The sequence below is a fragment of the Candidatus Venteria ishoeyi genome (assembly GCF_030378065.1).
GTDB lineage: Bacteria > Pseudomonadota > Gammaproteobacteria > Beggiatoales > Beggiatoaceae > Venteria > Venteria ishoeyi.
In genome coordinates this window covers 39160-63502 of record NZ_JAUCGJ010000006.1, presented here as the reverse complement: position 1 = coordinate 63502, position 24343 = coordinate 39160, and the positions used below count along the sequence as shown (strand labels likewise).

The 24343-nt window shown below is 44.9% G+C and carries 25 protein-coding genes; 4 read left to right on the top strand and 21 right to left on the bottom strand.

The features are described from left to right. Positions 1-64: 64 nt before the first annotated feature. The 6 genes from QUF61_RS03145 to QUF61_RS03120 all read right to left on the bottom strand — a co-directional run bounded on the left by QUF61_RS03145 (position 65) and on the right by QUF61_RS03120 (position 6601). Complete coding sequence (locus QUF61_RS03145) at positions 65-997, bottom strand: carbohydrate kinase family protein (protein WP_103920473.1); 933 nt, start codon at positions 995-997, stop codon at positions 65-67. A 282-nt stretch (positions 998-1279) separates the two neighbouring features. Continuing rightward, positions 1280-2512 carry an ATP-binding response regulator gene (locus QUF61_RS03140; RefSeq protein ID WP_103920474.1) on the bottom strand — a complete coding sequence of 411 codons (1233 nt, stop codon included), beginning with the start codon at positions 2510-2512 and terminating at the stop codon, positions 1280-1282. After that, on the bottom strand, positions 2502-4439 hold the full coding sequence (locus QUF61_RS03135) for a tetratricopeptide repeat protein (protein WP_289680411.1): 1938 nt from the start codon (positions 4437-4439) through the stop codon (positions 2502-2504). Before QUF61_RS03135 ends, QUF61_RS03140 begins: the two co-directional genes overlap by 11 nt. Beyond that, complete coding sequence (locus QUF61_RS03130) at positions 4436-4921, bottom strand: CinA family protein (protein WP_103920476.1); 486 nt, start codon at positions 4919-4921, stop codon at positions 4436-4438. Before QUF61_RS03130 ends, QUF61_RS03135 begins: the two co-directional genes overlap by 4 nt. Positions 4922-4938: 17 nt before the next feature. After that, positions 4939-5706 carry a PAN domain-containing protein gene (locus QUF61_RS03125; protein ID WP_289680408.1) on the bottom strand — a complete coding sequence of 256 codons (768 nt, stop codon included), beginning with the start codon at positions 5704-5706 and terminating at the stop codon, positions 4939-4941. A gap of 136 nt (positions 5707-5842) precedes the next feature. Next, a complete protein-coding gene (locus QUF61_RS03120) occupies positions 5843-6601 on the bottom strand; it encodes a DUF4126 family protein (protein ID WP_289680407.1) in 759 nt (252 codons plus the stop codon). A 100-nt stretch (positions 6602-6701) separates the two neighbouring features. Between QUF61_RS03120 and QUF61_RS03115 the strand changes: the two genes are divergently transcribed. Beyond that, positions 6702-7046 (top strand): hypothetical protein, encoded by a 345-nt coding sequence (locus QUF61_RS03115; protein WP_289680405.1) that lies wholly within the window; start codon positions 6702-6704, stop codon positions 7044-7046. 8 nt (positions 7047-7054) lie between these two features. On the opposite strand, the gene QUF61_RS03110 is transcribed toward QUF61_RS03115, so the two are convergent. The 6 genes from QUF61_RS03110 to QUF61_RS03085 all read right to left on the bottom strand — a co-directional run bounded on the left by QUF61_RS03110 (position 7055) and on the right by QUF61_RS03085 (position 11138). Beyond that, on the bottom strand, positions 7055-8029 hold the full coding sequence (locus QUF61_RS03110; RefSeq protein WP_289680404.1) for a segregation and condensation protein A: 975 nt from the start codon (positions 8027-8029) through the stop codon (positions 7055-7057). 39 nt (positions 8030-8068) lie between these two features. After that, the gene (locus QUF61_RS03105; protein ID WP_103920481.1) at positions 8069-8329 is read right to left on the bottom strand and encodes a Txe/YoeB family addiction module toxin; all 261 of its coding nucleotides are present in this window, start codon (positions 8327-8329) and stop codon (positions 8069-8071) included. Then, on the bottom strand, positions 8322-8576 hold the full coding sequence (locus tag QUF61_RS03100; RefSeq protein WP_289680403.1) for a type II toxin-antitoxin system Phd/YefM family antitoxin: 255 nt from the start codon (positions 8574-8576) through the stop codon (positions 8322-8324). The genes QUF61_RS03105 and QUF61_RS03100 overlap by 8 nt, the downstream gene beginning before the upstream one ends. Positions 8577-8665: 89 nt before the next feature. After that, a complete protein-coding gene (holB, locus tag QUF61_RS03095; RefSeq protein WP_289680402.1) occupies positions 8666-9682 on the bottom strand; it encodes a DNA polymerase III subunit delta' in 1017 nt (338 codons plus the stop codon). Further along, positions 9682-10656, bottom strand: coding sequence for an SMC-Scp complex subunit ScpB (gene scpB / locus QUF61_RS03090; protein ID WP_289680400.1), 975 nt, complete (start codon positions 10654-10656; stop codon positions 9682-9684). The genes holB and scpB overlap by 1 nt, the downstream gene beginning before the upstream one ends. Continuing rightward, positions 10653-11138: a PTS sugar transporter subunit IIA gene (locus tag QUF61_RS03085; protein ID WP_103920485.1), complete on the bottom strand. Its 486-nt coding sequence runs from the start codon at positions 11136-11138 to the stop codon at positions 10653-10655. The genes scpB and QUF61_RS03085 overlap by 4 nt, the downstream gene beginning before the upstream one ends. Positions 11139-11567: 429 nt before the next feature. On the opposite strand from QUF61_RS03085, the gene QUF61_RS03080 reads away from it, so the two are divergent. Beyond that, positions 11568-11801: an ATP-binding protein gene (locus QUF61_RS03080; RefSeq protein WP_103920486.1), complete on the top strand. Its 234-nt coding sequence runs from the start codon at positions 11568-11570 to the stop codon at positions 11799-11801. A 109-nt stretch (positions 11802-11910) separates the two neighbouring features. Here QUF61_RS03080 and yhbY read toward each other — a convergent pair whose 3' ends face one another. Beyond that, complete coding sequence (gene yhbY / locus QUF61_RS03075; protein ID WP_103920487.1) at positions 11911-12201, bottom strand: ribosome assembly RNA-binding protein YhbY; 291 nt, start codon at positions 12199-12201, stop codon at positions 11911-11913. A 66-nt stretch (positions 12202-12267) separates the two neighbouring features. Beyond that, a complete protein-coding gene (locus QUF61_RS03070) occupies positions 12268-14949 on the bottom strand; it encodes a cellulase family glycosylhydrolase (RefSeq protein ID WP_289680397.1) in 2682 nt (893 codons plus the stop codon). Positions 14950-15078: 129 nt separating this feature from the next. On the opposite strand from QUF61_RS03070, the gene QUF61_RS03065 reads away from it, so the two are divergent. Together QUF61_RS03065 and QUF61_RS03060 are read left to right on the top strand one after the other, a co-directional pair. Then, the gene (locus tag QUF61_RS03065; RefSeq protein WP_455423316.1) at positions 15079-16380 is read left to right on the top strand and encodes a citrate synthase; all 1302 of its coding nucleotides are present in this window, start codon (positions 15079-15081) and stop codon (positions 16378-16380) included. 1 nt (position 16381) lies between these two features. After that, positions 16382-17752: a UDP-N-acetylmuramoyl-tripeptide--D-alanyl-D-alanine ligase gene (locus QUF61_RS03060; RefSeq protein ID WP_289680396.1), complete on the top strand. Its 1371-nt coding sequence runs from the start codon at positions 16382-16384 to the stop codon at positions 17750-17752. 72 nt (positions 17753-17824) lie between these two features. Here QUF61_RS03060 and QUF61_RS03055 read toward each other — a convergent pair whose 3' ends face one another. The 7 genes from QUF61_RS03055 to QUF61_RS03025 all read right to left on the bottom strand — a co-directional run bounded on the left by QUF61_RS03055 (position 17825) and on the right by QUF61_RS03025 (position 24141). Beyond that, on the bottom strand, positions 17825-19174 hold the full coding sequence (locus tag QUF61_RS03055) for a MurL-like N-terminal domain-containing (RefSeq protein ID WP_289680395.1): 1350 nt from the start codon (positions 19172-19174) through the stop codon (positions 17825-17827). Next, positions 19174-19761: a hypothetical protein gene (locus tag QUF61_RS03050; protein ID WP_289680394.1), complete on the bottom strand. Its 588-nt coding sequence runs from the start codon at positions 19759-19761 to the stop codon at positions 19174-19176. Before QUF61_RS03050 ends, QUF61_RS03055 begins: the two co-directional genes overlap by 1 nt. 85 nt (positions 19762-19846) lie before the next feature. Next, complete coding sequence (locus QUF61_RS03045) at positions 19847-20395, bottom strand: ankyrin repeat domain-containing protein (protein ID WP_289680393.1); 549 nt, start codon at positions 20393-20395, stop codon at positions 19847-19849. Beyond that, on the bottom strand, positions 20396-21064 hold the full coding sequence (locus QUF61_RS03040; protein ID WP_103918700.1) for an HAD family hydrolase: 669 nt from the start codon (positions 21062-21064) through the stop codon (positions 20396-20398). Next, positions 21061-23139 carry a glycogen debranching protein GlgX gene (glgX, locus tag QUF61_RS03035; RefSeq protein ID WP_103918699.1) on the bottom strand — a complete coding sequence of 693 codons (2079 nt, stop codon included), beginning with the start codon at positions 23137-23139 and terminating at the stop codon, positions 21061-21063. Before glgX ends, QUF61_RS03040 begins: the two co-directional genes overlap by 4 nt. Beyond that, the gene (gene ccoS, locus QUF61_RS03030) at positions 23139-23315 is read right to left on the bottom strand and encodes a cbb3-type cytochrome oxidase assembly protein CcoS (protein WP_103918698.1); all 177 of its coding nucleotides are present in this window, start codon (positions 23313-23315) and stop codon (positions 23139-23141) included. Before ccoS ends, glgX begins: the two co-directional genes overlap by 1 nt. Positions 23316-23346: 31 nt before the next feature. Next, positions 23347-24141 carry a substrate-binding periplasmic protein gene (locus QUF61_RS03025; RefSeq protein WP_289680392.1) on the bottom strand — a complete coding sequence of 265 codons (795 nt, stop codon included), beginning with the start codon at positions 24139-24141 and terminating at the stop codon, positions 23347-23349. Positions 24142-24343: the final 202 nt, after the last annotated feature.

The window sequence follows — 24343 nt, the reverse complement described above, 5'->3', positions numbered from 1 at the left end:
GTGGGCCTTCTTATTTAACCATTATATTTAGATATTTAATCTGCAAACCTGTTTTAAATCAGGCTTAAAAATCATACTGAAATGCCTGTTGAAAGCGAGCATGAAATTCTTCCAGGGTAAATTGGTGGTTTTGGGTACCGTGTTGTTCGATTTTAATGGCACCACATAAAGCGGCAATACGCCCGGTTGTTGCCCAGTCCAGATTTCGTTGCAAACCATATAATAAACCACCACGGTAAGCATCGCCACATCCGGTTGGATCATTAATTTTAGTAACGGGTGCAGATGGAATCTCAATTTCTTGATTATTGGCGTAAATAATGGAACCTTCACTACCCCGTGTCACAATCAGTGCTTCAAGCTTAGCAGCAATTATTTCGGCTGACCAGCCAGTGCGTTCACTGAGTAATTGAAATTCATAATCATTAACGATGACCCAGCTTGCCTGTTCAACGAAACGTTTGAGATCTTCACCATCAAACATCGGCATACCCTGGCCGGGATCAAAGAAAAAAGGAATATCGGCCTGTGCAAATTGTGCGGCATGTTCAATCATACCATCACGCCCATCAGGTGAGACCATGCCCATTGATACGCCAGAAATCTGATTAACACGGTTCTGATGTGAAAAATTCATCGCACCCGGATGAAATGCGGTGATTTGGTTATCCGCCATGTCAGTGGTAATAAAAGCCTGGGCTGTATACGTATTGTCAATTTCTATGACAAAGGAGCGATCAATACTGCATTCGTCCATCCACTGTCCGTAAGCGCCAAAATCTTTACCCACCGTCCCCATAGGAATGACATCGCCACCCAACATATTCAGGGTATAGGCAATATTACCCGCACAACCGCCAAATTCGCGGCGCATACTGGGCACCATAAAAGAAACATTCAGAATATGTACTTTTTCCGGCAGGATATGATTGGCAAATTTATCTTCAAATACCATGATGGTATCAAATGCAAAAGAACCACAGACTAAAGCTGACATGAAAGAAACTCGCTAAAATTATTAAAGAACCCAGCAGGATAACATAAAATGCTATGGAATGAGGGTAAAACGTGAGGTAGAAGCAGCTTTCAGCATCTTTAGTACTGACTGAGCTTATACCTTAGGAGTGAGGATGAAATAAGTGCAGGAACTGGGCACAGGATTTTTATTCATTTTCAAGGCGTGAAAACAGGCGCATAGCAAGCTATGTAACTGTTTTCATAACGCAGAAAATGGAGAAAAAGACCAGCCAAGTTGCTGAAGTTATAAAATTCTCACTCCTTAATAGGGTAAATAAATACTAAAGCGGCTCCCTGCTCCAGCTTTGCTGTTTAATTCCACGCTGCCGCCATGTAACTTAACCAGGTTGGAAACCAGCGCCAGACCCAGGCCAAGCCCTTCATATTGTCTTGCCAGACTGTGATCCAGTTGTAAAAAAGGTTGAAAAACTTTTTCCTGATCTTCCTGCTTGATGCCAATGCCAGTGTCCCATACCGTCAATAACAACTGCCGTTCCGCACTGAGTAAAGAAGCCTCTAATCCAATTTCTCCGCCTTCTGGTGTGAATTTTATGGCGTTACTGAGTAATTTATCGACAATCTGTTGTAAACGTGGCGCATCGAGATAGACACGGGATTGTGTCAAAGCATTAAATTGTTGCTTTACGACTAAGTGTTTTTGCTCAGCATCTTGTGCAACACCCGCCAAGCTATCTGAAAATATTTTTTCCAGGTCAATGGCATGTTGCAGGTTCAGTTGTGTTTTACTGAGTTTGGAAAAGTTTAAAATGGTATCAATTAATTGTAAAAGCTGTTTTCCACTTTTTTGAATCATTATCAAGCGTTGCTGCTGTAAGGGTGTTACCTCGCCATAGATACCATCTTGCAGTGCTTCTGCCAGACCAAAAATGGCATTGAGCGGGGTGTGCAACTCATGGCTCATTAGTGATAAAAATTCTTCTTTAAAATTTAGTGTCTTGCTTAAAGCATTATTCAGCTCATTCAGCTCTTCAGTACGTTCTGCAACGCGTGTTTCTAATACATCGTGGGTTTCCTGTAAGCTTTGCTGTGCTGCTTTACGCTCTTCAACTTCTTTACTCATGCGTTGTTGCAGTGCACGTAATTTTAAATGGGTTGCCACACGCGCTAGCACTTCCTGATCATAAAAAGGTTTACTGATGTAATCAACAGCACCCATTGAAAAGGCTTTTAACTTGTCATCAACCTCATTAAGCGCACTGATCATGATGATAGGGATATTCATCGTATTGACATCTGTTTTTAATCGTTCGCACAAGGTATAACCTGAAATGTCCGGCAACATGATATCTAATAACACCAAATCGGGTTGCAGATTAGGCATGGCTTGTAAAAAACTGTTGCCATCAACAAAACTATGCACAACGCATTCACTAAATTCCAATATGCTGCGTAATAAGTTTAAGTTAGTCAGGTTGTCATCAACAACAGCAATCACTGCATGATCTAAAGGGTTTAAGTTGTTATCAATTTCCATGTATTTGCTTTTCCAGGGTTTGAATTCGTTTTTGAACCCTTTGCGGTTCAAAAGTGGCGTTGAGTGGCTTTGTTTTAATTAAATTTAAGGCTTTGTAATAATAATCCAGTGCAGTACGTGTCTGCTTTAAGTGATCCAGGCTGACTGCAAGATTATACGCATAATCTGCCTGCTGTTTATCATAGCGCCAGGCATCAAAATAGGCTTGCTGCGCTTTTGACCAATCCCCCTGCTGGTGATATAAGTTACCTAATTCAAAATGTATGGTCGCAGCATCGGGCTGTTTCTGTAATTGCTGACGCAGGCGGCGTTCCCGGCTCTGAATTGGCAACGATTTTAATAAACGCGCAAGACCCGCTTCCGCAATTGCATCATCGGGATAATATTTTAATACCCGTTGATAATACTGCTGCGCCTGTTGCTGCTGGTTGAGCTGTAATGCTGAATTTGCCGCGCCTAATAAAGCATCCCGGTTGTTGGGTGCAAATGCTAATACCTGTTGCCAGAGATTCCAGGCTTGTTGGTAGTTTTTTAATTGGTATTGCTGCCAGGCTTGTTGCAGACGCGCTTGCAGGCGCTTATTTTTAGGTGCACGCTGTACCACAAACCCCTTTTTGGATAAGGCATCCAAGTCTGCTTTGCTCAGTGCCTCCAATAAAGGTGGGGTTGGTATTGCTTCCTCGCTATCCTGTATCCCGGCCTGGGTATTGAACGGCATCGTAGAAAGCTTAGGCGATAGTGGCTTTTCAGATAGATTTGGTGTTTTTTTCAGTGCTAAAAAAGGGCTTAAAGCTTTTGACGGTCTTGCAGGGGGCGGTAAAGATTTTGGCTGTTGGACAGGTTCAGTTTTTTTAGTGACCGGTTTTTCTGTCAGTGCTGGTTTTAATTGCGCAACTTCAGGATGCTCGGTTGTTGTTGTCGCAGGCTTTAGGTGTTTTTCAGTTTTTTCTGCTGTTGCAGTTGCTTGCTCTGAACTTAAAGTTTTACTATCTGTTTGATGGCTTTTCAGGGATTGTATTTTTTCTGCAAATTTAGTGAAAGCAGGTTTGGCACCTGATTGAGGGCCATTAACAAAATGCGTGGCAGATAAATCTTTAAAGGCCTGATAAAAATAATAAGCTGCGCCAGCTGCAAATAATAATACCCCCAGCGCAACTAAAGACCAGATAATGCCGCGATGCATACCATTGTTCACCCGCTTGCCCGCAGAAAAAATTTTTACTGCTGCGGCTTGTTGCTGGGGCTGGGTTTCGGGACTGGGATAAGTTGAAGTGATATCTTCTTTATCCGTTTCATCCAGCCATTGCACACTATCTATTGCGCTGCGGCCTGTCAATCCTTCGGGGCCTTCTTCATCCAGCCATTCCAGTGTAGGCGTTGCTGAACGCTTTTTTTGTATCCCTGGTTTTTCTAATACCTTATCTGATCTGGCTTCCTCTAACCTGGCTCTATTTTCTGGTGTACTAACTGTCGCTTCTTGCTGCGTTGCTTCAGCATTGAGTTTTACATTATCTTGCACATCATTTGCACTGCTATCTATACTGGAATCCCATTCTAACACTTCATCTTCAGCCAGTTCATGAGACCAGATAGGTGTGGCTGTTTGCTGTGGGTTTTCCGTAGATGATAGCGGCGGCGTTGTGGTTGTATTTGGCTGATTATCTACGCCGTCCTCTTCCTCCATTTTTAAAACACCATCCACCCATCCATAGGCATAATGGTGTTCCAGCGCTTTATCTACTTCATTGTCACTGATGCTTTCGGCTTGTATCTTGGCCTGCTCATTATCTGATGTGGGCTTGTGTTCGTCTGCTGCGTGCTCCAGCTCAGGCACAGTATCTTCATGATCCAACTCAATATTTTGGCTTTCCGGTACGCCTTCATGATCTTTTTCTGCTTTTTTCAGCGCATCCATTAACAGGCTCATGATTCCAACAACTCCAATAACTGTTGCAAAGCCATGGTAACGGCCTGATGTCGCACTGCAAGGCGATCACCGGCAAAAACAAAACATTTGGCGAGTTCCTGCTCAGGCGTTTTCCAAGCCAGCCAGACTGTACCCACGGGTTTATCCACGGAGCCACCGCCAGGGCCGGCAATACCGCTGATAGCGATTGCAACTTGGGCATGGCTGTGTTTTAAGGCACCTTGTACCATCGCGCGCACAGTTGCCTCGCTTACCGCGCCCTGAGTTGCAATCGTATTGGCTGCAACCCCCAGCATTTCCTGTTTTGCAGCATTGGAATAGGTGACAAAACCCCGATCAAACCAGTTGGAACTGCCTGCAAGCGCAGTGACGGCTTGAGCAACCCAGCCCCCGGTACAGGATTCAGCAGTAGTCAGTAACCAGTTTTTACTTAATAAGCATTGGCTTAATGGTTCCAAGCAAGTATAAAAGTCAGTTTTCATGATTTTTGCCTGGATGTTTACGGTAGCCTGCGAAAGCCACCCTGATAAGGTGGCGCATCCGGTTGCTCATAAGCATTGGATGGTCTGTCCCGATATTTGTCAGTGTTACGATGCCTGCCTCTGCCTCTGCCTCTACGTCGTTCTTTTTTAATACCGGAATCAACATCCCGGTTAAAACTGGCGCGAGGAACCCCATCTTTTAGATGGCAACGTTTGCTGGTTTTTAAAAAGCTGAAAGCACGGCACCTTGCTTCCCGTTGGCACCAATTTGCGCAGGCACGGGTAGAACGACGGTGATCACTGCGATAATCATTACCATAACGATCCGTATCGTATTCAATAAACATGCGTTGCTTTTTATGAGGTTTCCGGTGTTTATCAGGTCTGCCACGATAGGGCTGCCCCCAATCCGGTTTTCTCTGATCGGGCTTATCCCAGCCGGGTTTATTTCTATCTGGTCGGTGTTTATCAGGTCGATTTCGTTTCGGTGGGTGCTTATCACGATGCTTGTCTCTGCTGCGTTTTGGCTTTACCCCGGAAACAGCATTATGATCGCGTGAGGCATTTGGCACGCTTGATTTCAGGTAACAGCGCTGTTGATCAAGAATATAACTAAACGCTTTACACTGCTTTTCACGTTGACAGACCTTGAGACACTTACCCGGTTTATGCGTTGGAAAACTGCGATAATCATAACCATTACGCACTGTGTTAATTTCCATGCGTATGCCTTCTGCTGTTGCCAGCAGCGGCAATAATAACAGGAGCCAGCCTAAATTTTTCATATTAATTAATCCAAATTCCACGTAAGCTCAAGCGTCACTCATCGCATTAAAAGTCGCTTTTACTTTACGCTAAGTTATTGATAGTATATGGTTTATTTTGGCATTTTTAGATAAAAAACCTTATATTTAACTCCGATTAATTATCCAATAACTTACGTTTTTGCTCAGTAAATTCTTTTTCGGTCAAAGCACCAGAATCCAGTAGCGACTTCAATTTTTCCAGTTGTGCCAGCTTATCATCATTAAGATTGACAGATGTGTCTGTTTTCTGTTCAGGTTCAGGTGCACTTTTGCCCCCCAGTAGCCTGCCAAGGAAACTAAAAATACCTTTAATTGCTGACCAGATTTTTGGCAACAGCCACACCATTAATAAAATAAAGACTGCCAGAAAAATCAGAAACCATACCGGATTGTGTAAAGCCGTCCATAAGCCGCCAACGACCGCTATATCCTCACCCACAGAAGCTGTCCAATTGGAAAACGGCTCTGGCGAGGTATTAATGACTGCTCGACTGCCCGCTTTAGTGGCATGAGTTGCAGTTGCCATGCCGCCGCCCAGAATTGCAGCGGCTACTTCCATGATTGGCCCGACTTCGCCAACAGCACCTGCTGCCAGCATGGCACCGGCAGGAATGCGAATAAAGGTGTGAAGACTGTCCCATGCGGAATCGACACCCGGAATTTTATCCGCCACAAATTCCACTGCGTACATTAATAATGCTGCACCAATTACCATCGGGCTTTCTAAGACCTGCAAATCAGGCGGCAACTCGACCCCGCCAGCTTGTGCGCTTAATCCCAAAACGGCTAATGTTGCATATAGATTAATGCCACTGGCCCAGGATGCCCCCATCGTTAACGCAAGGACACTGATAATCTGTTCATAGGCTTCCATCGGGTTCTCCCTGGGTTCAGGTTAAAGTTAAGTTTTATCGCAATAGTTTAACACGGTAAAATAGGGCTTTTCTAATCAACTTCAGATTAATACATTGGATATGACTAACTTAAAAGAAGCCGCTATAGCATGGGGAACAGCAGGATTTGCAGCCGTACTTAAACAGGAAATTGAACAATTAGGCATTGCGCAATTACCACTGCAACAAGGTTTAGCGCACAGCAGTTATGTGACAGACACGCCAGTACAGGCAATGATACTCAAAGTCTCTGAAGCTGAGGGCATTATTTTAGCCCAGGTGGGTATTTTTTATAGCGGTGTCATTGCCGGGTGCAATTGCGCCGATGATCCCTCACCCGTTGAAGAAAATCAGGAATATTGTGAATGTTTATTTGAGATACAAGAAAAGACTGGAGAGACAAGTGTGAGATACTTGTATAAGTAAGTATTGTACTAAGTATCGATAGCTGTATTTTCCCCTGCTTCCCCTGCTTCCCCTGCTTCCATTGCTTCCATTGCGACTTCCATTTCGAGTTTTTCCACCAATTGAATTGGCCCGAAAGCATATTCCTGACGAATGTTTACCAATTTCTCCTTGACCAGTTCAAGTGAAGCTAAAAACGCCACAACCACACCCGCACGCCCTTCCTCGGTATTAAACAGTAACTGAAAATCCAGTTCCGGGTGTTGGCTTAATAATTCCAGCAACTGGGTCATGCGCTCCCGCACGGATAGCGGTTCACGGGAGATTTGATGCGCACTGTGCATTTCTATGCGCAATAACACATCCTGCATGGCTTGCAGTAGTGCCTCCAGTGGAATTTTAGGGGGCTTTTTAGTTTGTGGAATGGGCGGCATCTCCACATCCAGTAAAAAAGTATCCACCCCCATTGCCGGTAATTGCCCAATATCCTCTGCCGCTTTTTTAAAACGCGCATATTCCTGTAATTGTTGTACCAGTTGTTTACGGGGATCGGCTTCTTCTTCCCCATCCTCTTCTTCATCCCTTGGCAATAACAACCGGGATTTAATTTCCAGCAACAAGGCCGCCATGACCAGATACTCACCCGCCAGATTCAGCTCTAACTCTCGCATGAGTTTTATATATTGCAAATACTGTTGGGTAATTTTTGTAACCGGGATATTCAGGATGTCCAGATCCTGACGTTGAATCAGGTATAACAATAAATCCAGCGGGCCTTCAAATGTTTCCAGAAAAATCTGCAAAGCATCGGGGGGAATGTATAAATCCCCTGGTAATTCTGTGATTGCTTCACCTTCAACCAGTGCCAGAACTTCCTGTACGGGTTCTGTTGATATACTATCGGCTACTTCCTGGATTTCCTGCTTGCTTGAAGGAGATGCTAATGAGATATTTTCCGAGGAGGCTTCATTTGCTGAATCGGGCGCTATTTGTTGTGCTGACATGAGTATCCGGGATTATAAAATTTTTATTTCTAATAATTTTTAATAATGGTAACGACAAGAGATAATGGTAATATTCACGTCATCTACGGCATAAACCAACCGATTTGTTTCATCAATACGCCGCGACCAAAAGCCCGATAAATTTTCTTTGAGTATCTCAGGTTTACCTATGCCATCAAAAGGTGAGCGTTTTACATCAGTAATTAATTTATTGATACGTCTTAATATTTTTTTATCCTGACCTTGCCAATAAATATAATCACTCCAGGCATCATCCGTCCAGGACAATAACCTATTCATCAATAATATCTCGTTGCACCACCTTGCCTGCGTTAAATTGTGCTATAGATTTCTCCAGATGCGCGGCATTTGCTGGTGACTTTAATAAATGAACTGTTTCTATCAAGCTATTATAATAGGCCATAGACATCACTACAGCATCTTCTGTGTCTCTCCGGGTAATCACGGTACAGTCAGCATCATTCACAACACCGTCCAGCACGGATTTCAAACCATTTCTTGCCTCAGTAAAAGATACAATGCGCATAATTGCCTCCAAATAACCTGTACTTAATAATGTACAAGTTTAACGGCTTGCTTGAGATTTACAAGTTGCTACGATAGGTTTTTTAACTTTCACGCTGGCATGATACCAACCCAGGCCAAGGCCAGTTCCTGCATCAATCCTTGTGGGCGGACATTGCTATATTTCAGTTGCTGGTAATTTTGTAAATGCAAATCCAATAATTGAAATAAATCACTCAAGGCATAGCTATCTGCCAGTTGTTGTAATGCATCGACCTTATCCTGATTATGCCATTGCGCCTGACTTGAAGCAGTAAAACCACCACTGCGCCAGCGAATCATATCCATAAGCCAGTCTGTCAACCATAATATACTGTCATCTGGCGCGGTTTCCAGCCAGTGGATTGCGGTATTAATCGGATCTTGTTTTTCTTGCTTTAACGCCATTAAAGCCTGAAATACGGCATCACGCTGTGGCAGTTTGTCAAGCAAAAGCAAAGCGGATAATGGTGCGTTAGCAGAGAGCGTTAATAAGCAATTTACCGGCATATCCAGTTGTTTGTTTTGTGCTTGCAGTTGTGTTTGCAACCAGGCTTGGCAGACTGCAACGGGTGGCTGGCTGAAATCCATGTGTTGGCAGCGACTGCGCAAGGTCGGTAACAATTGCGCAGTTTGATGACTGATTAATATTAACAGTGTATGCGGTGGGGGTTCTTCCAGTAGTTTTAATAAACTGTTAGCGGCATTGTCATTCATTTGTTCCGCTAAGTACACAATCACCACATGGGAACGATGATATTTTGGGGTTAACGCCACCTTGGGTAATAAGGCCCGGATATCGTCAATGCGAATGATTTTTTTACCTGTTTCCGGCTGCACAATATGCAAATCCGGGTGCGTCTGTGCAGCTAACAGCAAGCAGGATTTGCATACCCCGCAAGCTTTGCCATGAACATCAGGGTTTTTGCATAACACTAAATGCGCCAGACGCTGTGCAAAATGTAATTTTCCCATACCTTGCGTTCCGGCTAACAGCGTGGCATGAGACAGGCGGTGCTGTTGGAAACTGTTGAGCAGTTGCAGCCAAAGCTTATCATGCCAGGGAAAAATAGGGGCTTCAGTATCCATTAGGGGGTATTTTCTGAATGTGCTGAGTTCGCAGAACCTTCTGAACCTTCTGAACCTTCTGAACCTTCTGAACCTTCTGAACCTTCTGAACCTTCTGAACCTTCTGAACCTTCTGAACCTTCTGAACCTTCTGAACCTTCTGGGGTTTCTGGGGTTTCTGGGGTTTCTTGGGTTTCTTGGGTTTTCGGGGTTTCCAAATGTGTATTCTCTGCAAATAAATCCCCTTGCAGTGTTTCGCTGCTTGCAGTTGCCACTGATTTTTGTTTTACCTTATCCGCCGACTCTTGTTCAGGTTCTGGCGCGGGCGCTTCTTCCAAACGCAATTGGCGTTCTTCTTCCAGTGCGTTGTCTTGCAATTCTGCCAATGCTGGCAGGTCTTGCAAATCTTTTAAGCTGAAATGGTCTAAAAATACTGGCGTACTGGCATATAAACGTGGTTTTCCCGGTGTTTTGCGATACCCGGCAACACGTATCCATTCATAATCCAGCAGCTTTCGAATAATTTCTGAACTGACGCTCACGCCACGAATTTTTTCAATATCACCGCGTGTAATCGGTTGACGATATACAATAATTGCCAGGGTTTCTAATAAGGCACGGGAATAACGCGAGGGGCGTTCAGCCCACAGATGGGCAATTTGTGGCGCAATATTTTGCTTAACCTGAAAGCGATAACCACTGGCGACTTCAATGAGTTCCACGCCACGGTTTTCATAACTGTCTTGTAATGCGCTCAAAGCTTGGCGCACGGGTTTGCGTAAAGCTTTACGTTCTTTAATGGCTAAGGCTTCATCATCATGCACCGTGAGGAATAAATTACAAATTTGATCCGGCGTCAGCGCCCGCCCTGCTGCCATTAATGCCGCCTCGATAGTGATCTGTAATTGCGCTAATGTTGCAGCAGCGTTATCAGGATTTGGTGCAGGCGCTGTCTCTTGACTGGTTTCGGCTAAAGGTTCGGGGGGAGTATTCATGTGTTGACTGCGGTGGATTTGTGCCATTGTTCCATTAAGCGGTATTTCTCGCTTAATTCCAGCTCTGGTTTACGCAACTGTTGACAAAGCCGTTGATCGCTGAGCATGGCAACCAGATTTGCTAAAGTTTGCAGATGTCCAGCTTGCTCTGCTTCTGTAAGATCGGGTACTAATAAAGCAAATACAATATCGACAGGTTCCTCATCAAGGGCATTAAAGTCCACGCCTTGCTGTAATTGAATGAAAGCCCCCGAAGTATGCGTCAATTCTGATATTCGTGCATGGGGTATTGCAATACCTTTGCCCAGCCCCGTACTGCCAAGGCGTTCCCGTTCCAGCAGGCGGTTATAAATCTCCTCTTGCTCTAGCAAGGGTTGATCCTGTGCCAATAAGTCTGCCAGCTTTTCAAAAATACGCCGTTTACTGCCAACTTGCGGACAATGAGCCATCCGCCCTGGCGTTAAGATACTGGAAATTTGCATTGTGGGTACTCGAACGCTGTCAGATTCAGAAAATCATAACAAGGGGCAGCAGGATTGAGAGAAACTTTTTATTCATTTAGAGCAAATAGTCATTCTATTAAAGTGTGATACGGCAACATATCAGTACATTGCCGCAGCAATTATAATGCTGGCGTTAAGAAAAGCCAAGCGACCCCAGGAAAAATTCTGAATTATAAACTACACTCTAGAATAGTGGCTGGGTACTGAATGATAAAACCCTGAGTTATTCATCAAAGGTGTTGCTAAAGCTGTTTTGTCAGGTTTATCAGTAAGCGGCTTGGTCACCGTTTATATAAAAAAATATAAAAGCTTAGGAATGGGAATTAAATAACTTGCGCAATGGGTGCAGGATTTTTTTCATATTCTTAATATACCATCATAAAGATCAAAGGTATAAGGAGGTTTCTCATGGACATTAACTTAGCTGATGTTAACGTGCATATCATCAACCCAGTCGATCTGGAAACGCAAGCCAATATTGAAAATAGTCTGCGGGCACTAGATGGCGTGGTTTCTGTAAGGTTTCAGACTGATAACGCGCATTTGGTATTAGTTGACTTTAATCGCGATAAACTTAAAGGCCATGATATTTTAGACTGTGTGCAAAGTCACAGCGTTAAAGCAACCATGATTGGCTTGTAAACTGCCCTGTTTTATGACTCACAAGGAGGGTAAGTTTTCAATTTACCCTCCCTGTCCATCTCAAGTTTTTTCTCCAAAAAACACTTAAATCCAGCGTTAGCAACAGTTTCTAAGGCAATAAAATCGCTGGAGGATTAGCGCGGCGATAAAGCACGCTGATACGACCAATAATTTGTACCAACTGGCACTGCGCTTGCTGGCATAATTCCTGGGTGAGTTCACGACGGGTTTCACGATCCGCACCGGCAATGGATACCTTAATTAATTCATGATCATTGAGCACCTGATCCAGCTCGTTGAGCAGCGCAGGGGTGATACCTTTGTCACCGATTTGTAAAACCGGTTTAAGGTGGTGAGCAAGCCCACGTAAATGGCGGGTTTGTGCGTTGGTTAAATGCATAGGGTAAAGCCTGAAAATCAATGGTTTATAAAAAAGTTAATAAAACGGATAAGCTAGCTATTTCTATCACCGTAACGTCAGTTGTTCAAGATTAATCCAGAACAAAGCACTTGGAATCAGATGAGCAAAATAAGCCTCCCATATTAACTGGGTGTTATTTTGCCGAACACACGGCAGATATAAACTGGAGTCTGCAAAATAGCGTCCTAAACAGGGATCGGTGTTGGATATACTGGCAGTGACATCATTAATCTGTAGCAAATCCAGCAAAAAAATAAAAGGGGAGAAACTTTCCTGGAGAACCACCTGATAAACCTGTTCGGCAACGGCAACACAGGGAATGCTTAAGGTCGCACCATTGGCATGACTGGTATAAGCTGCCATGCAGGTTTCTGAAAAAATCGGGGTTGCGTCTGAGACATTTCTCTCTGCTGGCTCTGTATCAGGTGGCGTTGGAATCAAGTCCTCCGGTTCCGTAGATAGTATATCCTGACCAGGAATTTGCGGTGTATTTTCCGGCGCACCACTTGGGGCGGGCAGACTACCTGCTGGCGGCGCAGGAAGAATGACCGGTTCCTGCCCAGATAATTTCTGGGTGAGAAAATCAATTACATCCTGATTGCCGGTTTCTTTTGTCGGAAAACCAATGACATTGCTGTGTAAACCATAATTAACCCCATGATAGCGATAATATTGGGCATGTACACCATATTGTTGAAATAAATCAAGCCAGTCATTGAGTTGCCGGATGCCGCCACGCTCTGCGGTAAAGGCATTCACGGAAATACCAAATTCTCCCACATTAACCGGCACATTATGTTCACGGTAAAAGCTTAATCCCGCGTTTAACAAAGTTTCTTCCAGATGCTGTTTGGTGAAAGGTGAACGCTCTACGCCATCTTTAAGCACCTTAAATTCAAAGCCCAGCTTTGCGCCCTGACCCTGAATTTTTTCACCTTTCATCCAGCCACTGATTTGATAAAAATGACCATTTTTAACCGGAAACATCATTTTTTCATTACGCAACAGATACACGCCACTGGCGTTACTGATAGCAATGGATTTTTCACCCACTCTGGCCTCTGTTTCAACACTGCGCTTACCGCTGCCACTGAGTTTACGACTTTTCCATTCTTCTGCATAACTGAGAAAGGGATTTAAGCTGGTTAAAAAATACCAATCAAACGGTTTGGGTTCAATTTCCGCGTGAATCACCTGGCGTACATAACGTTTATCACTGTCATATTCATGCACCACAAATTCATCAAAATAGGCTTTGCCACTATTTTTTTCTGAAATAAAAACCGGGGTTGCTGCAAAAATACGTTCGCTGCTGATCGGGTGTAGTTGCCCTTCGTAATAAGTCCAGTCGCTGTTACCTGTCGGAATTGAAGCATTGCCGACCCAATCGCCGTCTTGTTGTCGTGAATGATAAGGGAATGCGCTAATGCCGGGATCGGGATAAGTGCCACCATCCCCCCGACCTTGATGATATAAAAGCTGATTGACATAGGCCCAGGTTTCATAAAGGTGAAAATCATAAATCAGATTATTATCATCAAGCACAAAAGGTTCGCCATCGTCACTAAAAGATTCTTCAATGATCATGGCATGGTAAGGATCAACTTCACGAATTGCAGCAATGAGTTGCGTGGCATAGCTTTGCCATTGCGCCATCTTTTTTGGTGCAGGTTCATTAATCAGATCATAAGCAACAATGGTAGGCTCCAGGCGATAGCGGGCAGCAATTGCAACCCATAATGCGGTCAGCCTTTGCTGGTAGCTGGTTTTTTTCCAAAATGGCCCGTTATAACCCCAGCTTTGATAGCCGCCTTGCGGGGCGTGCATATCGAGAATAAGACCCAGACCATATTTACGCGCCCAGACAATATTTTTCTCCAGCCACTCCCAGCCTTCCTGTTTATATTGAAACGGCTTGTCATCATCTTCAAATACTTTGTAATACATGTTCAGACGCACGACATTCATACCCATGTCTGCAACGCGCTGATAATCAATTTCCTCATAATTTTTTGATTTAAACACAACATCAGCCGAGTCTTTGAGATCATCGCTATAAGCTGTGAAATTAATACCCAGTAGTTGTATTTTTTGTGCAGAATTGCCAATCACCAGATCCCGGCCCTGTACACGAACTATATCCGTGGCGGTTGCTGTTGTAGGCACATAAGCCGGTGGTGCTTCAATGGCTATATCATCTACATAAAAATCAATAGATGCATCCTCGTTACTGATATATAAGCTTAAAGCTTTTAAGTTATCCTGACTATCAAGCTGAAACGGGCCGGATAATTTGATCCAGCCTGTGTGCTGAATCAGCATTCTATCAACTTCAATATACTGCTTACCGCGATTATCCTCACGTTTAATATTGAGTTTAAAATAAGGCGGTGCTTCCTGCGCTGTTTTTAATTTTACCCAGGCGGATATCGTATAGTTCACACCGGTTTCGAGTTTCCCCAATAAATCCTGTGCCGGGCCGACATAGTTATCTTGCCGGTTTTCCACCCGCAGACTATAGCTGCCACTGTGTTGGTTTTCCCTATCCACTGATAAATCTGCGCTGCCACCAAATACAAACCAGGGCGCGATATCTGTTGCGGTTTCAAATCCCGGGTTTTCAACAAGACCACCCCAGGCCGCGCTGTTCAGTAAAAACAACAGACAAAATAGGGGGTAATGGATAAGGTTTTGTCTTGTCCACTGATTAAAATGGTTTTGCTTCATTGTTCTCGGGTTCCTGTGCCAATAAATTTTGCTGTTATAATGCCTGCGGTTATTACTTTTATTTGAGTTATTTCAAATGAAGTATATTACCACACAGAGAATTTGAAAAAGAGCCTAAGACAGAAGGGGATGATGATGAGCAGAACCGTCACGATTACTGATAATGCTACAGGTAAAACATTGGAATGTCCCGTGCTGGAAGGCACGCATGGGCAGCCGGTGATAGACTCCCGGGCCTTATCTACAGAGCTGGGCATGTTCAATTATGATCCCGCCTATGTGACAACCGCAAGTTGCACCAGTAAAATTACCTTTATTGATGGTGAAAAAGGCATTTTACTCTATCGCGGTTATCCAATTGAGCAATTAGCTGAAAATAGCTCCTATATTGAAGTGTGTTATTTATTGTTAAACGGAGAACTGCCCACGCCGGAACAATTTACGACTTTTCAGAAAAGTCTGTGTAATGTATCACTGTTACACGAAGGTCTGGTTAATTTTTATAATGGTTTTCGCCGCGATTCGCACCCGATGGGCATGATGGTTGGCGTCGTTGGTGCTTTATCCAGTTATTATCATAAGGAATTAGATATTGAAGACCCTGCGCACCGGGATCTCTGCGCGCTGCGTTTGATTGGCAAAATACCTGCCATTGCCGCCCGTACCCTGCGTTATAAAATGGGGCGTTATTATGTGCATCCCAGCTATAAATACAGCTATGTGGAAAATTTTTATCACATGTTATTTCATCTGCCTAATCGTAAACTGAATATGAGTCCAGTGGCGATTAAAGCATTAGAAATTATGTTAATTCTTCATGCCGATCATGAACAAAATGCCAGTACCTCAACAGTGCGTCTGGCAGGAAGCTCTCAAGCCAATCCTTATGCCTGCGTGGCTGCGGGTATCGCAACTTTGTGGGGGCCTGCGCATGGCGGGGCCAATGAAGCTGTGATTAAAATGTTGTATGAAATTGGCGATGTAAAAAATGTACCGGGCTATATTGAAAAAGTTAAAGACAAAAATAATCACACCCGCCTGATGGGATTTGGGCATCGTGTTTATAAAAACTTTGATCCCCGCGCCACCATCATCCGCAATATCTGTCATCAATTACTGCAAGAGCTGGATAACCCTGAACTCAAACCCATATTTGAAATCGCTATGGAACTGGAGCGTATCGCACTTGAAGATGAATATTTCATTGAGCGCAAACTCTATCCCAATGTTGATTTTTATTCGGGCATTATTTTAAGCAGCCTGGGCATTCCAACCGAAATGTTTACCGTATTGTTTGCTGTGGCACGCACCGCTGGCTGGATTGCGCAATGGAAAGAAATGATGGAAGAACCCAATATGCGTATAGGTCGTCCGCGCCAGTTATATACCGGTGCTGCACAGCGCGATTATGTGGCAATGGATCAGCGTTAATATGATTGAAGCTTCTTTAGCGCAAATCAGCCGGGCTTTGTTGCCACTTAAAATTTCCGGTGCAGATGATACCCGTTTCCAAGGCTGTAGCATAGACAGCCGCAGCCTACAGGCGGGAAGCTTGTACCTGGCATTACGTGGTGAGCGCTTTGATGGTCACGATTTTTGTGCCGCCGCCGTGGAACAAGGCGCGGTAGCCTTGCTGGTGGAACAACGACAAGCCCTAAACGTCGCACAAATATTAGTCCAGGACAGCCACCGCGCATTAGCAGAACTTGCCGCCTGGTGGCGCAAGCAAAACCCTGCAAGAATTATTGCCATCACCGGCAGTAATGGCAAAACCAGCGTCAAGGAAATGACGGCAGCGATTTTACGCCAGTCCACCAGCCAGCCAGACACCATGTTGGCAACCCAGGGTAATTTAAATAATGAAATCGGCGTACCGCTGACCTTATTAAACTTAAATGCCCATCATCGCTTTGCAGTGATAGAGATGGGGGCTAATAATCCCGGCGAAATCGCCCGACTCAGCCACTGGGCGCAACCACAAATCGCCCTGATTACCCAATGCGCGCCCGCGCATCTGGAGGGCTTTGGCAGCATAGAAGGCGTGGCACGGGCCAAAGGTGAAATTTATCAAGCCTTAAACGCGCAGGGTATGGCGATTATTAATCAGGATGATCAGTATGCAGATTACTGGTCAGGTTTGACTGAAGCGCGTCACTTATCCTTTGGCTTGACAGACAAGGCTGATATTTTTGCCAGTGATATACGCCTCAACAGTGAATCCAGCTTTTTCCATCTGCACACCCCGGTCGGTGACTGTGAAATTCAATTGCCACTGCCTGGACAGCATAATATTTATAATGCCCTGGCGGCAAGTGCTTGTTGCCTGAGTTGCGGCTTATCATTAAACAGCATTCAGGCAGGTTTATCGCAATTACAGGCAGTGGCAGGGCGTCTACAGGCCCAGCCTGGTCTGCGCAACAGTCGTATTTTTGATGACAGTTACAACGCCAACCCCGGTTCACTCAAAGCTGGCTTAAATGTTTTGGCAAACTGCCCAACCCCGCGCTGGCTGGTACTCGGTGATATGCTGGAACTAGGTGAACAGGCCCAGGAACTTCATGCGCAGGTGGGGCAACTGGCAAAACAGGCGGGTATAGAACGGGTATTGACTCTGGGCGAATTAAGCCTGGCAGCCACGGAAAATTTTGGCAGCAATGCGCAGCACTTTAGCGACAAGACAGCTTTAATTGCCCATTTACAACAAACCCTGCCGGAAAATTGTCAGGTGTTGATTAAAGGCTCACGCGGCAGTGCAATGGAACAAGTGGTCAGGCAATTAAAAATTGAACCTGAAAACAGATAATTTCTCAAAAGACCTTCCAGGTTTTGAAAACCTGGAAAGCCCATCAAAATAAGGTTGCTGATGTCGTCGTTTTCAGCTTATCAAGTCCCAATAATCTTCAGGCAACTGATGCGCCTGAGCAGGTCTTAAGGCAGTTTCCAATAATGTTTCAAGATTGTTTAAGCCGGGTAAAATCTCTGCCCGGAAGCGTTTGACCAGATAGCTTTGCTGCCAGTCAGCTTGCTGGCTGAGCAGATAAAAAGCCACTTGTGATTCTTCCACTTCGCCCACGCATTCAAAAGGCTTGTGTTGTCCTACGCCGATTAAAGCGTCAAAACCATCTTGCTGCGCCGGGTCGTCAAGCATGTTTTTAGTAAAAATTTTTAATAAACGCGCTTGCGGCATAAAAGGTGCGAGCGCAAGAAAAACAAAACGGCATTTTGGACAATCCAGACACCAGTTGCCTGGGTGATTACTTTTGTTGTGCAGGCGATGATTGCGGTTGCAACTGGAAAATACGCTGTCATATTGTTGAATGCTGGGCATGGTTGCAAAGCGGCGGGCAATATCCAGTTCAGATAGGGGGCGCAGCAAGGAAAAATAGTGCAAGCCTGCGACCCGCCGCGCAAGTTGTTGTTGCATCTGTTGTTCAAAATCCAGACTTTTGCTGTACTGGTGATTCACATCCAGCGCCCCCTGCCGGAAATTACCCACATTGGCAGAGCGTTCATTGGACATGACAATGCGATCATAATCGTATAACACGGCGGCAATCGCCAGGATGCTGGCAAGAATGGCAGAAATCGGTACATGACCGTTCAGCGCGCCTTGTGCATTTAATTTCAGCAACAAAGGCGAGATACGCCGTTGCACAACGATATAGGGTAAACCTGAGCTGCGCTCAACTTGACGAATAATATGTGGATTGCCCACTGAAATCTGAGTCAAGCTTTCACCACTGGCGCGCAGGGTTTCCAGACTGACAATAGAATCCTTGCCACCGCCCACCGGCAGCAGTGAACGCCGTTGCAAAGCCTGTTTCTCTCCAGCGAACACTGCGGGGGCTAAATCCTGGGTTTGTGCTGGAAATTGTAAACGCGCTTTTAAATCCAGGCCATTTTGCCAGGCAAACTCGCCCAATCCCTGCCAATACAGATTGTGCAAAAATGCCGCAGTTTCCGGGTCGGGTAAGGCGGTTTCAATGGCAATTCTGGGCGGCACAGCGGCTTTGTAATAGCTGATACCGGCAATAAAATGTAATAAAGGCAGCAAACGCTCAATGGCCTGCAAACGTTTGGCTGGCAGTTGTGCAGGGGGATTGGGAAACTGGATTTCTTCACAGAAGACATGCTCGTCATCCAGCGCGTATTCCAGTGTAATTAAACCTTGCTTTGCATCAAACTGACAGGCTTTGAAATAAAAACACTCAAATGACCGTGACATTATTGACAGTCTTTATGAATAGCGGCATCAGACCAGGCTGACAGCAGCATTGCCTTGGTTGAGGATTGGAATAACTTAGCATTTTTGATACCGCGCCCGGTGAGTAAGTTAACATCACAATCCAGTTGATAATCCGGGTTCAGGGTATCACGCGCCATGTAAGTATAACCGGCAACCATAAACACCTGCTTGCGATAGGCAATGGTTAATTTCTGGCTCCAGCGATTACGCCCAATACTGTCATTAGCCACATTCACTATCAGCGAACCCCTGCCATTAGTGGTGATTGACGGCAAGGCACCCCATAAACCACCAACCCAGGCAATATTTTTTTTATGCAGGGCTAATTGCATACGGTTATTTGTTGCATCTGATAGATAAATAAACAGCTCCGTTTCACTGTCATCTGCTGTTGATAAGGCTAAAACCGCTCTGTCAAATGCGCCATCATCATTCCAATCGTGGGTCACGACACCCAATACCTGCGCTGGGCTGATTTTTGGATTTTCAGCATAGGCTGCGGTATTAATAGCAATTAATCCGATTAAGATAAAAAAGTGTTTTAATGGGTTTTTATTGTTTAACATGATTCATCCTTTTTGAATTTAATAGTACAGTAACTGGTAAAAACAAATAATAACTTCAGGACTGGCAGTCCTACGCTGTAATAGTTCATTCCGGTTCTAAACTTCCCGCCCGTATCCAGTCATACACAGTTTTGCCTTCATGATCAGTCAGTGAAGCATCGGCTTCCAGGGCAAACAAAGCGGTCATGGCGTCTTGGTGGCCTTGCTTTACCGCCCAGATTAAGGCCGTCCAGCCCATGCTGTCATCCTGTAAATTTAAATCCGCACCTTTGGCTTCCAGATAAACAATACTTTGCACATGATTATTAGAGGCTGCCAGCATAAGCGCGGAATAACCGCCCTTATCCACCGCATTGACGGCAGCGCCGTGTTTTAACAAATAATGAATCACTTCCGTGCGCCCATTAAGCGCGGCATGTAACAGCGGTGTCCATTGGCATAAATCGCGTTGATTCACCTGCGCGCCTTGTGCCAGCAGTTGTTTCAGTTGTACCACATCTCCGCTTTCAGCAGCGCGGGATAAGGCGCTGCGTCCACGTTTATCGAGTTGTTCAATATCCAGAGATGGCCATAGAAGAAAATAAGCAAGTCCGAGCAGCAGGCAGGCAGATAGCACCAATAAAGATAATCGCATTTACAGTATTTCAGCCAAAGCCTGCGGGCTGTCTAATAACCAATCCGCGCCCCATGCCTGCGGTTTGGCATCGGCTTCCAGATAACCAAACAAAGCCACGGCAGTATCCATGCCCGCGCGCTGTCCGGCTTCAATGTCACGTTGCGCATCACCTATATATAAACAGTCTTCAGGTGCGCTGCCCAATTGCTCAGCGGCGTATAACAAGGGCAAGGGGTGAGGTTTTTTGGCAATGAGGCTGTCGGCGCTGACCGTGCAGCCGCTGCGTTTATCCAGGTTTAGCGCAATTAATAAGGGATTGGTGAGCCAACTGGCTTTATTGGTGACGATACCCCAGTTATTACCCGCAGATTCTATCTGTTCTAACACCCTGTCCATGCCTTGAAACAAACGGCTGTGAACTGCGATATTTTGCCGGTAGTCCGCAACCAGGTGTTCCCACAGTGGATCAATAATGCTATCGCCAAAAGGATAAGCAAAAGCCTGAGCAATCATGAATTTACCGCCGTAACTCACCCAGGGGCGTATGGTCTGATAAGGCAGGGGGTCACGCCCTTTGCTCTGGAGCACGGTATTCAGTGCTGCCGCTAAATCCTGGCTGGTGTCAATCAGTGTGCCATCTAAATCAAATAAGATACTGTGCCAACGCAGGTTTGTGTTCTTGCTCATACCCGACTTTCCATTACCACAATACTGTGCGCAGAAACCTGATAATGCAGCCCTGGCCAAGTGTGTTGCTCGCTTTTACTAATAATATCCTGTGGTGATTCCATGCTGGTATCAATCGCCCGATGCCAGCGTTGGTTTTTAATTCTGGGCAGTGACAGGCGTATGGGGCGATCTGACATATTGATCATAATATGTAAATCTTCTTCGTCTTCATCTGGAGCGGCTAAGGTGTAAACCAGTAATTGCGCATCTGGATCATCCCATAAGGGTTGATTGAGCTGATAACCATGCCAGCGCACATCCAGGCGACCACTGCCGGGACAGGGCTGTCCGGTCAGATAATGGCGGCGCATCAGGTTTTTGTGGCGCTTGCGAAATGCAGTCATTTCCTGCACAAAATGTAACAGTCCGGGGTGTTTTTTAGTCTGGTGCCAGTCAAACCAACTCAGTTCATTATCCTGGCAATAGGCATTGTTATTGCCTTTTTGCGTGCGTTGCACTTCATCCCCTGCCAGTAACATGGGCACGCCGTGGCTGAGCAATAACAGGGTGAAAGCATTGCGTATCTGGCGGTTGCGCAGCGTCAGAATATTCTGATCTGAGGTTTTGCCTTCAATACCACAATTCCAACTGAGATTATGGTTACAACCATCGTTATTATTTTCACCGTTGCCTTCATTGTTTTTATATTCATAACTGACTAAATCATGCAGGGTGAAACCATCGTGGCAGGTAATAAAGTTGATGCTGTTAACCGGTAAACGCCCATCTACCTGATACAGGTCATTACTACCGGTCAAGCGCATGGCAAGCTCGCCAATCAGACCGCGTTCACCACGTAGAAAACGGCGTAATACATCGCGGTAAAGTCCGTTCCATTCCATCCAGCGATAACCTGGAAACGCGCCCACCTGATATAAACCGGCAGCATCCCAGGCTTCAGCGATCAGATAAGTGCCTGCCAGTTCGCGGGAGAACTCAATCGCCCAGGTAGCGGGCGCATTGTGCATCGGCTCGCCATTTTCATCGCGTACCAAAACGCTGGCGAGATCAAAACGAAAACCGTCAACGTGCATTTCCTGCACCCAGTATTTTAATGAGTCAATAATAAACTGGGTGACAAGCGGATGATTGCAGTTAATGGTATTGCCACAACCCGTATAATCTCGGTAAATACTTTGATCCAGGGCATCCAGATGATAAAAAATAGCATTATCCAGGCCTTTGAAATTAATCGTCGGGCCACCATTACCACCTTCTGCGGTATGGTTAAATACGACATCTAAAATCACGCCAATACCCGCTTGATGCAGGGCTTTGACCATGTCCCTGAATTCCTGCTGATGCTTGCCTTTTTTCGGATGTTTGCAATAAGTCGGGTGTGGACTGAAAAAACTATGGGTGCTGTATCCCCAGTAATTATGCAAACCCAGCCGCGCCGCACCTGGGGGAACATCCTGTTCATCAAAAGCCATGATGGGTAATAATTCCACATGGGTGATACCCAATGATTTCAGGTAAGGGATTTTTTCAATAATACCGGAAAAAGTGCCTGGGTATTTGACTTTGGAAGATTTATGCCGGGTAAAACCGCCGACATGAAGCTCATAAATAATACTGTCTTCATGCGGACTTTTCAGTGGTTCATCGCCTTCCCAATCATAAGTGTCCGGTGGTAGTACGATAGCACGCATTCCCGGATAGGACTCGAAACATTCTGTATGCTCTTCACGCTTCCATAAACAATCAGTGACTGCGCGCGCCCAGGGATCCAATAGTTCCTTACTGGAGTCATAACGATGACCTGCGCGGGGTTCATATAATCCGTTCACCCGCCAGGTGTAATGGATACCGGGTGGCAATTTTTCCACATACACATGCCAGAAGAAAAAGCTGCGGTTGGCCTGTGGGTCCAGGCAAACGATCTGAAAAGCGGTGGGACTTTCAGCTTTTTCATACAATAGCAGTTCCACTGCTTCCGCATTACGACTGAAAATACAGAAATTAACCCCATTGCTGTCGGCAACGGCCCCCAATGGATAGCGTTTTCCCGTTTTACTGGCATACACAGGCATTAGTTTTGTTTCTCATTATTTGTTGTTTTTTTAATGTCATCATCATCCATCAGGATCTCATGTGCGGGACCCTCCATATCTTCAAACTGACCACTTTTAATCGCCCACAGCAGCGCCCAGATAATTGCGCCAAGTAATACAAAAGAAAGTGGAATAAGTATATACAATATATTCATATAGTGTGTTCTGTCTGAAAAAGAAAAAAGTCTACGGATATTTAAGATGTCTTTTTACAATTTTATCAAATTGTCCAGATTTTTTAATCACCGCAAGCCCTGCGTTAAATTCCTGTAACAAGGTTTTGCTCTCTGGATCCTGTTTGGGCAATAATAAAAACAAGTCCGCGCGTTGTAGTGGACGACCCACTGCTTTTAATTTAAAGCCTTTAAACATATAACGGTAAACCGTTTCATCCAGTGCCATAAAATCCACTCGGTTTTTTTCCAGCATTTTGGCGCACAGTTTAGTAGAGCTGGGCGAAATAACTGAAATTGCCGCCGTATCAATGCGTTTTTGTAAACCTTTGTCTATGGTATGCCCAATTGGGGAGCACAAGCGGTAACTGGTCAAATCATCCAGCGTATTAAAATCAATTTTACTGCCTGCACTGACATAAATACGTTGTTGTATCGGGTACAGCGAGTCAGAAAAATAAAATTCCTCAGCAAGTTCCGCGCTGCGAAAATGTGGGAAGGTGCCTGCATAGGATCGACGCTGAACACCAATAAAGCCACGCCGCCAAGGCATAAACGCCACATAAGCCCGACGCCCAACCGCATTGAATGCAGCTTTAACCACTTCAACACTCATACCGCCTCCAGACAGGCTGCTATCGGCAAAAGGTGCGTAATGGTTGCCAGTAACCAGCGTAATCGGATTTTTAAACAATACAGGCGCAGCTTGCGCCTTGTCTCCTGACACGATCATCGTTATTAATAACAGACTGATTAACCCGGTAATAAAAAAAAGGTGCCGGATTAAGCTGCAATGAAAAAAATACATGGTGGTATCTCCTGATTATTTATCACTCATACCACTCTTATTTTTTAGCGGTTTTTTGAGTGAGAATAGTGTACTCGAATTATTTTATGATATTGATGATTTTTATTGGAAATTTCTCTGGGTCATAAACAAGCTATCGTATTATCATACGGATATTGTTATCTCAGTTTAAGCAATTTTCACAAGGACCTTGCCGTGCGTA